General features: G+C 69.8%; 11 protein-coding genes. 2 read left to right on the top strand and 9 right to left on the bottom strand.

What is annotated here, in order from left to right; all coding sequences use genetic code 11:
• Positions 1-367 precede the first annotated feature (367 nt).
• From ACFYNP_RS25675 to thyX, 3 genes are all read right to left on the bottom strand, one after another.
• Complete coding sequence (locus ACFYNP_RS25675) at positions 368-2,053, bottom strand: ribonuclease J (RefSeq protein ID WP_100578038.1); 1,686 nt, start codon at positions 2,051-2,053, stop codon at positions 368-370.
• A 125-nt stretch (positions 2,054-2,178) separates the two neighbouring features.
• Positions 2,179-3,078 carry a 4-hydroxy-tetrahydrodipicolinate synthase gene (dapA, locus tag ACFYNP_RS25680; RefSeq protein WP_388412368.1) on the bottom strand — a complete coding sequence of 300 codons (900 nt, stop codon included), beginning with the start codon at positions 3,076-3,078 and terminating at the stop codon, positions 2,179-2,181.
• A 213-nt stretch (positions 3,079-3,291) separates the two neighbouring features.
• Positions 3,292-4,032 (bottom strand): FAD-dependent thymidylate synthase, encoded by a 741-nt coding sequence (thyX, locus tag ACFYNP_RS25685; protein ID WP_388412366.1) that lies wholly within the window; start codon positions 4,030-4,032, stop codon positions 3,292-3,294.
• Positions 4,033-4,231: 199 nt separating this feature from the next.
• Here thyX and ACFYNP_RS25690 point away from each other — a divergent pair, with 199 nt between their 5' ends.
• On the top strand, positions 4,232-4,471 hold the full coding sequence (locus ACFYNP_RS25690; protein WP_114041234.1) for a hypothetical protein: 240 nt from the start codon (positions 4,232-4,234) through the stop codon (positions 4,469-4,471).
• Between the two features lie 136 nt (positions 4,472-4,607).
• Positions 4,608-5,168: a hypothetical protein gene (locus ACFYNP_RS25695; RefSeq protein ID WP_388412364.1), complete on the top strand. Its 561-nt coding sequence runs from the start codon at positions 4,608-4,610 to the stop codon at positions 5,166-5,168.
• A 99-nt stretch (positions 5,169-5,267) separates the two neighbouring features.
• Here the strand turns inward: ACFYNP_RS25695 and ACFYNP_RS25700 are convergent, their stop codons facing one another.
• The 6 genes from ACFYNP_RS25700 to eccD all read right to left on the bottom strand — a co-directional run bounded on the left by ACFYNP_RS25700 (position 5,268) and on the right by eccD (position 12,473).
• Complete coding sequence (locus ACFYNP_RS25700; RefSeq protein ID WP_388788585.1) at positions 5,268-5,747, bottom strand: hypothetical protein; 480 nt, start codon at positions 5,745-5,747, stop codon at positions 5,268-5,270.
• Between the two features lie 17 nt (positions 5,748-5,764).
• The gene (dapB, locus tag ACFYNP_RS25705) at positions 5,765-6,517 is read right to left on the bottom strand and encodes a 4-hydroxy-tetrahydrodipicolinate reductase (RefSeq protein WP_388412360.1); all 753 of its coding nucleotides are present in this window, start codon (positions 6,515-6,517) and stop codon (positions 5,765-5,767) included.
• A 32-nt stretch (positions 6,518-6,549) separates the two neighbouring features.
• Positions 6,550-7,929 carry a M16 family metallopeptidase gene (locus ACFYNP_RS25710; protein WP_388788588.1) on the bottom strand — a complete coding sequence of 460 codons (1,380 nt, stop codon included), beginning with the start codon at positions 7,927-7,929 and terminating at the stop codon, positions 6,550-6,552.
• The gene (locus ACFYNP_RS25715; protein WP_388412411.1) at positions 7,926-10,145 is read right to left on the bottom strand and encodes a polyribonucleotide nucleotidyltransferase; all 2,220 of its coding nucleotides are present in this window, start codon (positions 10,143-10,145) and stop codon (positions 7,926-7,928) included. Before ACFYNP_RS25715 ends, ACFYNP_RS25710 begins: the two co-directional genes overlap by 4 nt.
• A gap of 345 nt (positions 10,146-10,490) precedes the next feature.
• On the bottom strand, positions 10,491-10,781 hold the full coding sequence (gene rpsO, locus ACFYNP_RS25720) for a 30S ribosomal protein S15 (RefSeq protein ID WP_053728973.1): 291 nt from the start codon (positions 10,779-10,781) through the stop codon (positions 10,491-10,493).
• A 192-nt stretch (positions 10,782-10,973) separates the two neighbouring features.
• Positions 10,974-12,473: a type VII secretion integral membrane protein EccD gene (eccD, locus tag ACFYNP_RS25725; protein ID WP_388788591.1), complete on the bottom strand. Its 1,500-nt coding sequence runs from the start codon at positions 12,471-12,473 to the stop codon at positions 10,974-10,976.
• Positions 12,474-12,685 lie beyond the last annotated feature (212 nt).

The raw sequence follows: 12,685 nt of genomic DNA on the forward strand, positions 1-12,685 counted from the left end.
TCTGGCGTTGACTTTTGGCACGCTGTTGAGTTCTCAAGGAACGGACGCTTCCTTTGTACTCACCCTCTCGGGCTTTCCTCCGGGCGCTTCCCTTCAGTATTTCCTGTTCCCGACTCTATCAGACTCTTTCGTGTCCGATTCCCCGTCGGAATGGGGATTCGCTTTCAGGAATTCGCTTTCGCGTTTCCCTTTCGGCGTGGCCCGACTTTATCAGAGATTCTGGAGCCGGATTTCCGCCCCGTTCCGGTCCCCCGCACGACACTTGACTGTGCCGGGTTCCCGTTCAGGCGGAGATGTAAACCTACTGGAGCGGGGCGCCCCGATGCAAATCGAGGGGCCCCGCTCCGGGGGTACGTCCGTGGGACCGTCAGACCTCGACGACCACCGGCAGGATCATCGGGCGCCTGCGGTAGGTGTCGGACACCCACTTGCCGACCGAGCGACGGATCAGCTGCTGGAGCTGATGGGGCTCGACGACGCCGTCCTGGGCGGAGCGGTTCAGGGCTTCCTCGATCTTCGCGACCACCGGAGAGAACGCCGAATCCTCGATGCCGGAGCCTCGGGCCTGGATGTGCGGGCCGCTGGTGATCTTGCCGCTGCTGGAGTCGACGACCACGTACACCGAGATGATGCCCTCGTCGCCGAGGATGCGGCGGTCCTTGAGGGAGGACTCCGTCACGTCACCGACCGAGAGGCCGTCGACGTAGACGTAACCGGCCTGGACCTTGCCGACGATTCTCGCGGTGCCGTCCACCAGGTCGACGACCACGCCGTCCTCGGCGATGACGATGTGGTTCTTCGGGACGCCGGTGAGGGCTCCGAGCTCCGCGTTCGCCCGCAGGTGGCGCCATTCGCCGTGGACCGGCATCAGGTTCTTCGGCTTGCAGATGTTGTAGAAGTACAGCAGCTCGCCGGCCGAGGCGTGGCCCGAGACGTGCACCTTGGCGTTGCCCTTGTGGACGACGTTGGCGCCCCAGCGGGTCAGGCCGTTGATGACGCGGTAGACCGCGTTCTCGTTGCCCGGGATGAGCGACGACGCGAGGATCACGGTGTCGCCCTGGACGATCCGGATCTGGTGGTCGCGGTTGGCCATGCGCGAGAGCGCGGCCATGGGCTCGCCCTGCGAGCCGGTGCAGACGAGGACGACCTCGTCGTCCGGCAGGTCGTCGAGGGTCTTGACGTCGACGACGAGGCCGGCCGGCACCTTGAGGTAGCCGAGGTCGCGGGCGATGCCCATGTTGCGGACCATCGAGCGGCCGACGAAGGCGACGCGGCGGCCGTATTCGTGGGCGGCGTCCAGGATCTGCTGGATGCGGTGCACATGGCTGGCGAAGCTGGCCACGATGATGCGCTTGTCGGCGTTCGCGAAGACGGTGCGCAGGACGTTGGAGATGTCCCGCTCCGGCGGCACGAACCCGGGGACCTCGGCGTTCGTCGAGTCGGAGAGGAGGAGGTCGATGCCTTCCTCGCTGAGCCGGGCGAAGGCGTGCAGGTCGGTGAGGCGCCCGTCGAGCGGGAGCTGGTCCATCTTGAAGTCGCCGGTGGCGACGGCCATGCCCGCGGGGGTGCGGATGGCGACCGCGAGGGCGTCGGGGATGGAGTGGTTGACGGCGACGAATTCGCAGTCGAAGGGGCCCAGGCGCTCGCGGTCGCCCTCGGCGACCTCCAGCGTGTAGGGGCGGATGCGGTGCTCCTGGAGCTTGGCCTCGATGAGTGCGAGGGTCAGCTTGGAGCCGATGAGCGGGATGTCCGGCTTCTCGCGGAGCAGGAAGGGGACGCCGCCGATGTGGTCCTCGTGGCCGTGCGTCAGGACGATGCCCTCGATGTCGTCGAGGCGGTCCCTGATCGAGCTGAAGTCGGGCAGGATCAGGTCGATGCCGGGCTGTTCCTCCTCGGGGAAGAGGACGCCGCAGTCGACGATGAGCAGGCGGCCGCCGAACTCGAAGACGGTCATGTTGCGGCCGATTTCGCCGAGACCGCCGAGTGGGGTGACGCGCAGGCCGTTCTTGGGAAGCTGCGGCGGGGTGCCGAGTTCGGGATGCGGATGACTCAAAAGACTCTCCTCACCACACGCGCCACGTACCGGTAGGGCACGTGGCGCGTATGTCATTCGTGCACTTGCTGTTGTGTGTGGTTTCGCGCGTTTGTCCGGCGCGTATTCAGTTGTGAAGTCTGTGGTTAGAGCTGTACCCCACCGGCTGCCAGATCGAGCGCCAGCTGGCTGGATTCTTCCGGCGTGAGTTCGACGAGGGGCAGGCGCAGGGGTCCTGCGGGGAGTCCTTGGCGGTCGAGGGCCGCCTTGGTGGTGATGACTCCCTGGGTGCGGAACATGCCGGTGTAGACGGGGAGCAGCTGCTGGTGGATCTCGGTGGCCTTGCGGACGTCGCCTGCGAGGTAGGCGTCCAGGAGGGCGCGGAGCTCGGGGGTGACGAGGTGGCCGACGACGGAGACGAAGCCGCAGGCGCCGACGGACAGGAGCGGCAGGTTGAGCATGTCGTCGCCGGAGTACCAGGCGAGGCCGGAGCGGGCGATGGCCCAGCTGGCGCGGCCGAGGTCGCCCTTGGCGTCCTTGTTGGCGACGATCCGGGGGTGTTCGGCGAGCCGTACGAGGGTTTCGGTGTCGATCGGGACGCCGCTGCGGCCGGGGATGTCGTAGAGCATCACGGGGAGCTCGGTGGCGTCGGCGATGGCCGAGAAGTGCCGGAACAGTCCCTCTTGTGGGGGCTTGTTGTAGTAAGGCGTGACCGCGAGCAGGCCGTGTGCGCCGGAGCGTTCGGCCGTTCGGGCGAGTTCGAGGGTGTGGCGGGTGTCGTTGGTGCCGATTCCGGCCACGACGTGGGCCCGGTCTCCGACGGCTTCCAGTACGGCTCGTACGAGCTGGTCTTTCTCCGCGTCGCTGGTGGTCGGGGACTCGCCGGTGGTGCCGTTGACGACGAGTCCGTCGTTGCCTGCGTCGACCAGGTGGGCCGCCAGTCGCTGGGCGCCGTCGAGGTCGAGTGCGCCGTCCGCCGTGAAGGGCGTGATCATGGCGGTGAGGACCCGCCCGAAGGGGGTCTGCGGAGTGGAGATCGGAGCCATGGGTAACACGCTACTCGTTGCTCGGCGCGTGGTGCCCCTTCGGGGGGCCGGTGGCTGAGGGAGCCCGGCACTGCCTGCTCGGGGGTTCAAGCAGTGCCGGGTCCGTTTGATCAGCCTAGATGAACTTCACGAAACGCCGCAATACGGACACTTTGCGCGGCGTATCCGCACATCTGTGCCGGTATGGCCCGGCGCCTGTGCCGACCGGGGTGACTACGGGGCCACCCGGCCGTTGGTGTTGAAGGCCGCATGGGTGAGCGGCATCAGCCGGGCCCACTCGCGCTCCATCTTCTCGCCGACCATCTCGATCTCCCGCTGCGGGAAGGACGGCACCTTCGCCAGCTCGTGCTGGGTGCGCAGACCGAGGAAGTGCATCAGCGAGCGCGCGTTGCACGTCGCGTACATGGAGGAGAAGAGGCCGACCGGCAGCGTGGCGCGGGCGACTTCGCGGGCGACGCCGGCCGCCAGCATCTCCTGGTACGCCTCGTAGGAGCGGCGGTAGGAGTCCTCCATGACGCGGGAGGTGAGCTCCTGCTGGGCCGCCGAGCCGTCGACGAACTCGTACTTGCCGGGACGGCCCTGCTGGACCAGCTTGCGGTCGGCGCCCGGGACGTAGAAGACGGGCTGGAGCTCCCGGTACCGGCCCGATTCCTCGTTGTAGGACCAGCCCACGCGGTGCCGCATGAACTCGCGGAAGACGAAGATCGGGGCGCTGATGAAGAAGGTCATCGAGTTGTGCTCGAAGGGGCTGCCGTGCCGGTCCCGCATCAGGTAGTTGATGAGGCCCTTGGAACGCTCGGGGTCCTTCTGGAGCTCCTCCAGGGACTGCTCGCCCGCCGTGGAGACACGGGCGGCCCACAGCACGTCCGAGTCGGTCGCCGCGTGCTTGACCAGCTCGACGGTGACGTCGTCGCGGAAGCTGGGCTTGAGGTCTGGGGCGGGGGTGTCGGTCACCGGCGGGTCCTTCCAATTGCGTCGCTCGGGCGGCGTCCACTCTACGGCCCGGCACCGACATCTCCGTCTCTGACGGTTCGTCAGCACATTCTTCGGCCAATTCGGGGAATTCGGGCACCAATCGGCGGTGCCGAGCGTCTGTACCAGTAAGCAGCAGCCAGTTCGACAGCCACTCAAGTTTCCCAGGAGATGTGCCCCCATGTTCCGCCGGCGTGAGCCCGTTCCGTTCGCATTCGTCGCCGAGGCCGACCGCTACCGCAGCAATGTCGAGCCGCCGCCGCGCCAGCGCGCCAGCGCAGGTCAACTCGTTGGCAGGACGCTGGTCGGGCTCACGGTCATAGCCGGTCTCACCGGTGCGCTGCTGTTCGGGCTTCCGGCCATGGAGAGCCCGCAGTCCCCCGCGCACAGTCAGCAGTCCGAGGCCTCCAACGGGCGTTGACGGACCTCCGACGGCCGCTGACCGGCCCTGACGCGCCGACGCGCGCCCGGACCCCCGGAGGTGGCCGCACACCGGCCTGCTCGGTAGCCTCACCCCGCACAGCCCAATCGAGCGTGCTTGTGAGTGAGGATCAGTCGTGCCCCTGCCCTTCCTGACGGCCGACCGCGCAGTCGACGCACCCGGTGAGTACTCCGACGACGTCGCCCTGCCCTTCGACGACCACGATCGCTGGCGGCGACCCTACCGGCCCGGCCCGTGGCGGGTCGGCGCGGCGGCCATGCTGCTGCTCCTCGCCTCGTTCGTGCTGCTGGCGGCCGTGATCATCGCGGCCGCGGGGGAACCGGGGGGTGCCGTCGCCGTCCTGGGCATCGCCGTGCTGGTGATCGCCTCCGCGCTGCGGCTGCTGCGCGTCGGGGTGTGGGTGAGCCGGGCCGGGCTGCGCCGGGTCGCCTTCCTCGGCACGACCACGGTGGCCTGGCCGCGCATCGCCGGCGTACGCACGGTGCAGCAGCCGGTGCGCTGGCTCGGCCTGCCGCGCACGGTCCAGGGTCAGGCGCTGCTCGCCGAGCGGCAGGGCGGCGGGACGCTCGCGCCGCTGCTCACCGATCACAACGCGGACTTCCTGGGCCGCGGCGAGGCCTTCGACCGGGCGGCCGACCTGGTGGAGGCCTGGGGCGACGAGTACCGCCGGAGCTGAGCGGACCGGTGCCCGGGCGGCCGAAGCCGCCCGGGCACCGTCACGTCCCCGTCGTCAGACCCTCCGTCGTCACGTGCCCGTCGTGACGTTCCCCCGCCGTCAGGCCTCCGCCCTCAGGCTCTCGCCGTCGGACCCCGTCGGCTTGTTCTCGTGCAGGGCGATCGCCCGCTGCATCGCCTTGCGGGCGCGCGGGGTGTCGCGGGCGTCCTGGTAGGCGACGGCGAGGCGGAACCAGCAGCGCCAGTCGTCGGGCGCGTCCTCCGTCTCGGCCTTGCGGCGGGCGAAGACCGCGTCGGCCGAGTCCCGGTCGATGCGGCCGCCCGCGGTGCGGACCAGTTCGTCGACGGGCAGGCCGCCTTCGGCCTCCAGGGCCACGGCGAGCTTGTTGGCCTTGGTCACGAAGCGGGTGTTGGCCCACAGGAACCAGACGCCGATGACCGGCAGGATCAGCACGGCCACGCCCAGCGTGACGGTGATCCACGTGCCCTGCTCAAGGAGCAGCACGCCCCGGCTGCCGGCCAGGACGAAGTAGAAGACCAGGACGGCGGCCGTGATGAGATAGGTGATTTTCGCGCGCATGAGGCCGGAGGTGCCGCTCAGTTGAGGTCGAGGAAGTGTTCCAGGCCGAAGGTGAGGCCGGGAGTGGTCACCACGCGGCGGGCGCCGAGCAGGATGCCCGGCATGAAGCTGCTGTGATGGAGGGAGTCGTGGCGCACGGTCAGGGTCTCGCCCTCGGCGCCGAGCAGGACTTCCTGGTGGGCCAGGAGGCCGCGCAGCCGGACGGCGTGCACGGGTACGCCGTCCACGTCGGCGCCGCGGGCGCCGTCGAGCGCGGTGGTGGTGGCGTCCGGTGCGGGGGCGACCCCTGCCTCGGCGCGGGCCGCCGCGATGAGCTGGGCGGTACGGGTCGCGGTGCCGGAGGGGGCGTCGACCTTGTTGGGGTGGTGCAGCTCGACGACCTCGACGGACTCGAAGTAGGGGGCGGCGAGCTGGGCGAACTTCATGGTGAGGACGGCGCCGATGGAGAAGTTCGGGGCGATGAGCACGCCGGTCTCCGGGGAGGCGGCGAGCCAGGTGTTCAGCTGAGCGAGGCGGTCCTCGGTCCAGCCCGTGGTGCCGACGACGGCGTGGATCCCGTGGCGTACACAGAACTCCAGGTTGTCCATCACGGAGGCGGGGGTGGTCAGTTCGACCGCGACCTGGGCGCCCGTGTCGGCGAGCGTCTCCAGGCTGTCGCCGCGGCCGAGGGCGGCGACCAGCTCCATGTCCTCGGCGGCTTCCACGGCTCGTACCGCCTCGGAGCCGATCCGGCCCTTGGCTCCGAGGACCGCCACACGCAGCTTGCTCATTCGCTTGTTTCCTTACGGGTTACGAGACCGTTTTACGAGACCGCTTCGTGGAGGCGGTCGGCCTGCTTGTCCTTGAGCGGGCCGATGACGGACAGCGAGGGACGCTGTCCCAGGACATCACGGGCCACTTCCCGGACGTCGTCCGGGGTGACCTCGGCCATCCGGGCCAGCATGTCGTCGACCGACATCTGCTCGCCCCAGCACAGCTCGCTCTTGCCGATGCGGTTCATGAGCGCGCCGGTGTCCTCCAGGCCGAGGACGGTCGAGCCGGAGAGCTGGCCGACCGCGCGGCCGATCTCGTCGTCGGACAGGCCCTCGCTCGCGACCCGGTCCAGTTCGTCGCGGCAGATCTTCAGGACGTCGTGGACCTGGCTGGGGCGGCAGCCCGCGTAGACGCCGAAGAGTCCGCAGTCGGCGAAGCCCGAGGTGTACGAGTACACGCTGTAGGCCAGGCCGCGCTTCTCGCGGACCTCCTGGAACAGGCGGGACGACATGCCGCCGCCGAGCGCCGTGTTGAGGACGCCGAGCGCCCAGCGGCGCTCGTCGGTGCGGGCCAGGCCCGGCATGCCGAGGACCACGTGGGCCTGTTCCGTGCGGCGGTTCAGGAGCTCCACGCGGCCGGTGGCCTTCAGGGTGCGGGAGCCGCCGCGCGGGGCGAGGGGGACGGCGTCGGTGCGTGTGAGCGCGCCGGCCTTCTCGAAGGCCTTGCGGACCTGGCGTACCACGGTGGCGTGGTCGACGTTGCCGGCGGCGGCGACGACCAGGTGGCGCGGGTCGTAGTGCTTCTTGTAGAAGCGGGAGATCTGCGCCTGGGTGAGGGCGTTGATGGTGTCGACGGTGCCGAGGACCGGGCGGCCGAGGGGGGTGTCGCCGAGCATGGTGTGCGCGAACAGGTCGTGCACGCAGTCGCCCGGGTCGTCCTCGGTCATCGCGATCTCTTCGAGGATGACGCCGCGTTCGGCGTCGATGTCCTCGGCGAGGATCAGCGAGTCGGTGAGCATGTCGCACACGACGTCGATGGCCAGCGGCAGATCGGTGTCGAGCACCCGCGCGTAGTAGCAGGTGTACTCCTTCGCCGTGAAGGCGTTCATCTCGCCGCCGACCGCGTCGAGCGCGGAGGAGATGTCGAGGGCGCTGCGCTTCTTGGTGCCCTTGAAGAGGAGGTGTTCGAGGTAGTGGGTGGCGCCGTTCAGCGTCGGCGTCTCGTCGCGCGAGCCGACCTGGACCCAGATGCCGAAGGTCGCCGACCGTACGGAGGGAAGGGTTTCGGTGACGACCCGCAGGCCGCCGGGGAGGGTCGTGCGGCGGACGGTGCCGATGCCGCCCTGACCCTTCAGGAGCGTTTGGGTACGGGCGACGGCCCGCCCCTCGGAGGAGGGGCGGGCCGTCGTCGCGGAACTACGGGACGTCACTTGGCAGCGTCGTCCTTGTCACCCTCGGTGGCCTCTTCGCCCTCGACCACGGGGATGAGGGAGAGCTTGCCGCGGGAGTCGATCTCGGCGATCTCGACCTGGACCTTGGAGCCCACGGCCAGGACGTCCTCGACGTTCTCCACGCGCTTGCCGCCGGCGAGCTTGCGGATCTGCGAGATGTGCAGCAGACCGTCCTTGCCCGGGAGCAGCGACACGAACGCGCCGAACGTCGTCGTCTTCACGACGGTGCCCAGGTAGCGCTCGCCGACCTCCGGCATGGTCGGGTTGGCGATGCCGTTGATCGTGGCGCGGGCGGCCTCGGCGGCCGGGCCGTCGGCGGCACCGATGTAGATGGTGCCGTCGTCCTCGATCGTGATCTCGGCGCCGGTGTCCTCCTGGATCTGGTTGATCATCTTGCCCTTGGGGCCGATGACCTCGCCGATCTTGTCCACGGGGATCTTGACGGTGATGATCCGCGGGGCGTTGGGGGACATCTCGTCCGGCGTGTCGATCGCTTCCATCATCACGTCGAGGATGTGGAGGCGGGCGTCGCGGGCCTGCTTGAGGGCGGCGGCCAGGACGGAGGCCGGGATGCCGTCGAGCTTGGTGTCGAGCTGGAGCGCGGTGACGAACTCCTTGGTGCCGGCGACCTTGAAGTCCATGTCGCCGAACGCGTCCTCGGCACCGAGGATGTCGGTGAGGGCGACGTAGTGCGTCTTGCCGTCGATCTCCTGGGAGATGAGGCCCATGGCGATACCGGCGACGGGGGCCTTGAGCGGCACACCGGCGTTCAGGAGCGACATGGTGGAGGCGCAGACCGAGCCCATGGACGTCGAGCCGTTGGAGCCGAGGGCCTCGGACACCTGACGGATCGCGTAGGGGAACTCCTCGCGCGTCGGCAGGACCGGCACGATGGCGCGCTCGGCGAGCGCGCCGTGGCCGATCTCGCGGCGCTTGGGCGAGCCCACGCGGCCGGTCTCGCCGACCGAGTACGGCGGGAAGTTGTAGTTGTGCATGTAGCGCTTGCGGGTCACCGGGGAGAGGGTGTCCAGCTGCTGCTCCATGCGGAGCATGTTGAGGGTGGTGACGCCCAGGATCTGGGTCTCGCCACGCTCGAACAGCGCCGAGCCGTGCACGCGCGGGATGGCCTCGACCTCGGCGGCGAGCGTCCGGATGTCCGTGATGCCACGGCCGTCGATGCGGACCTTGTCCGTGATGACGCGCTCGCGGACCAGCTTCTTGGTCAGCGCGCGGTACGCGGCGGAGATCTCCTTCTCGCGGCCCTCGAACTGCGGGAGCAGCTTGTCGGCGGCGATCTCCTTGACGCGGTCCAGCTCGGCCTCGCGGTCCTGCTTGCCGGCGATGGTGAGCGCCTGGGCGAGCTCGCCCTTGACGGCGGCGGTCAGCGCCTCCAGGACGTCGTCCTGGTAGTCGAGGAAGACCGGGAACTCGCCGGTGGGCTTGGCGGCCTTGGCGGCGAGGTCGGCCTGGGCCTTGCAGAGCACCTTGATGAAGGGCTTCGCGGCGTCCAGACCGGAGGCGACGACCTCCTCGGTGGGCGCCTCGGCGCCGCCCTTGACCAGCTGGATGGTCTTCTCGGTGGCCTCGGCCTCGACCATCATGATCGCGACGTCGCCGTCCTCCAGGACGCGACCGGCGACCACCATGTCGAAGACGGCGTCCTCAAGCTCGGTGTGCGTCGGGAACGCGACCCACTGGCCGTTGATCAGCGCGACGCGGACGCCGCCGATCGGGCCCGAGAAGGGCAGGCCGGCCAGCTGGGTGGACGCGGACGCGGCGTTGATCGCGACGACGTCGTACAGGTGGTCGGGGTTGAGCGCCATGATCGTCGCGACGACCTGGATCTCGTTGCGCAGGCCCTTCTTGAAGGACGGGCGCAGCGGGCGGTCGATCAGGCGGCAGGTGAGGATGGCGTCCTCGGAGGGCCGGCCCTCGCGGCGGAAGAAGGAGCCGGGGATCTTGCCGGCGGCGTACTGCCGCTCCTCGACGTCCACCGTCAGGGGGAAGAAGTCGAGCTGGTCCTTGGGCTTCTTGGACGCGGTGGTCGCCGAAAGGACCATGGTGTCGTCGTCCAGGTACGCCACGGCGGAGCCGGCGGCCTGCTTGGCCAGGCGGCCCGTCTCGAAGCGGATGGTGCGGGTGCCGAAGGTGCCGTTGTCGATGACGGCCTCGGCGTAGTGGGTCTCGTTCTCCACTAGCGTTTTCTCCATTTGCTTGTCGTCTTTTCGTCCGCCGGGCCCGTGTGGCGCGACGGACGGTGGGGTGACGGCGGCGGAGAAGCGCTCCTGGGGGCGGGCCGGTCTTCGATCGAAGCGCCCGGTGTTCCTTGCTTTCCGGGGGCCACTACCGAGGACCGGCGGCGGAGGAGGCTTCTGCTCGCTCGTCGCGGTGAAGCTTCTTCGGTACTGCTGGTACTGCTTGCTTCTTCGGTACTGCTGTTCTGTTGTCCGTACCAGACTACTGAGCGTTCGGTACGTCGCGCATGTACAGCAAAGGGAGCGGCCCCCTAATAGGTGGGAACCGCTCCCTCGACAGCATGCTTACTTGGCGCCACCGGCCGCACCGCGGCGGATGCCCAGGCGGTCGACCAGCGTACGGAAGCGCTGGATGTCCTTCTTGGCCAGGTACTGCAGCAGGCGGCGGCGCTGGCCGACGAGGATCAGCAGGCCACGACGGGAGTGGTGGTCGTGCTTGTGCGTCTTGAGGTGCTCCGTCAGGTCGGAGATGCGGCGCGAGAGCATGGCGACCTGGACCTCGGGGGAGCCGGTGTCGCCCTCCTTCTGGCCGAACTCGGACATGATCTGCTTCTTCGTAGCGGCGTCGAGCGGCACGCTTACTCCTCAGTATGGTTCGATGCGCCCACGAGTGCCCCTGGTCTTGATCTCAGGGGAGCTTCCGTGACTCGGAGGCGAAGGTCCGATGAGCGCAGCTTCCAGATGGTCCGGAAACGCGTACACAAACGGCCGTCACACAGCGTACCAGTACCCCGGGTGGCGGTTGACCGGCGTGCGGAGCGGGCGGGATCAGCTGGTCAGGGCGCGGGCCCGGGCGTACACGTCGAAGACGGCCAGGGTCAGCGGCAGCAGCGTGAGCAGCACGCATCCCTCGGCGATCTCCAGGAAGCGGCCCCAGAAGGGGGTCACTCCGCGGTTCGGCACGATCAGCGCGATGGCGGTGACCAGGGCCGCGGCGGCGGCGATCGCGGCGACCAGCCACAGCGTACGGAGGTCGAGGGCGGCGCTGTCGCCCCTGAGTGCGTCGGCCATCGGGCCGCGCGGGGCGTTGATGCACAGGCCGAGGCCGAGCAGGACGAGGGAGCCGAGTCCGGCGGCCAGGGTGGCGCCGACCTGGGCGGTGTAGCGGAAGAGGTGGGCGCGCATGAGCAGGGCGACGCCGGTGGCCAGGGCGAGCAGGCGGCCCCAGCTGTTGTCGGAGAAGCCGAGCACGGCGGCGCCGGCGACGGCGAGCAGGGCGCAGCCGCCGACGAGGCCGACGAGCAGTTCGTGGCCGCGCCGGGCCTGGGCGGCGATGCGCTCGGCGTCGACGGGTTGCGCGGTGGTGGTGTCGTCGTCGGCGCGCTGGGAGCCGTGGGGTGCGTCGAAGCCGATGGGCAGCCGGGCGAACCGCATGGAGAGGCCGGGCAGGAAGGCGAGGGCGCCGACGGCGAGCTGGGTGGCGGCCGCGGCGGTCTCGGTGGCCGTCATGTCGGTGAGGATCGCGGCGAACACGACGAGCGCGCCGGCCGCGGAGGCGAGCACGAACGCGACGAAGGGCCCGTCGCCGCGGGGTGAGAGCAGGGTGAGCAAGAGCGAGGCGATGAGGACGGCGGCGCAGGCGAGGAGCATCTGGAGCCGGCCGATGCCGTGGTGGGCGGCGAGCGGCAGGAGTCCGGAGCCGGCCACGGCGATGTTGGGCAGCGAGCCGAGGCCGAGGGCGACGGCGGAGAGCTGGTCGTCGTAGATCCGGGCGCGGACGGCGGCGAGGGTGAGCAGGAGCACTCCGGCGACGGCGGCGAGGACGCCGGGCAGCCCGTGCATGTCGTGGAGCGGGTCGCCGCTCCAGGCCGCGAAGGCGAGCAGCGCGGGCAGGACGCCGCCGCCGATGAGGCCGGCGGCGCGGGTCAGGTCGCTGTTCCACAGGGTGCGGTCCTGGGTGACGGCGGAGGCGACCGCCTCGGACACGTCGTCGAAGACCGCGGGGGCCAGCGATGCGGAGAACGGGCGCAGGGTGAGCAGTTCGCCGTCGAGGATCGACTGGGCGGCGAAGGAGCGGGCGCTGTCGAGGACGGTGCCGTCGCGGCGTACGAGGGAGTAGCCGACGGGGGCGCCCTCGGCGGGGCTCTGCTGGGCGAGCCGGAGGATCTCGGGGTAGATGTCGGCGACGGGGATGTCGTCGGGCAGTGCCACGTCGATGCGGCCGTCCGGCGCGACGATGGTCACCCGGCAGAAGCCGAGGCCGGCCCCGGTGCCCTGGGCCGGCCGGTTCGGCTCGGCGGCCGTCGTGGCGGTGGTCGTCGTGCTCACCCTCGGCTCCCCCTGCTGTCGTGTGCGCTTGCGTCCGCGATGCGTACGCTTCCCTGGCTTCGGCGCCTCCCGGAGGTGCCCAATGCCCGGGTTCCGGCGCTCGGTTCGTGGGTGCTGACGCCCCGGATGGCACCCTATCCCCAGCCGTTCACACCGGAGGTCAGTAGGATCCCAGCGCGGTCGGCGTTCGCCAGACACGGGGCGGCGAGCTG

The organism is Streptomyces sp. NPDC006691 (assembly GCF_042869955.1).
In the GTDB taxonomy this organism is placed as follows: Bacteria; Actinomycetota; Actinomycetes; order Streptomycetales; family Streptomycetaceae; genus Streptomyces.

Coding starts and splice junctions, on each gene's coding strand:
- dapB (WP_388412360.1), bottom strand. CDS start 6,517: ATGAGCAAGCTGCGTGTGGCGGTCCTCGGAGCCAAGGGCCGGATCGGC.
- ACFYNP_RS25690 (WP_114041234.1), top strand. CDS start 4,232: ATGTTCCGCCGGCGTGAGCCCGTTCCGTTCGCATTCGTCGCCGAGGCC.
- dapA (WP_388412368.1), bottom strand. CDS start 3,078: ATGGCTCCGATCTCCACTCCGCAGACCCCCTTCGGGCGGGTCCTCACC.
- ACFYNP_RS25700 (WP_388788585.1), bottom strand. CDS start 5,747: ATGCGCGCGAAAATCACCTATCTCATCACGGCCGCCGTCCTGGTCTTC.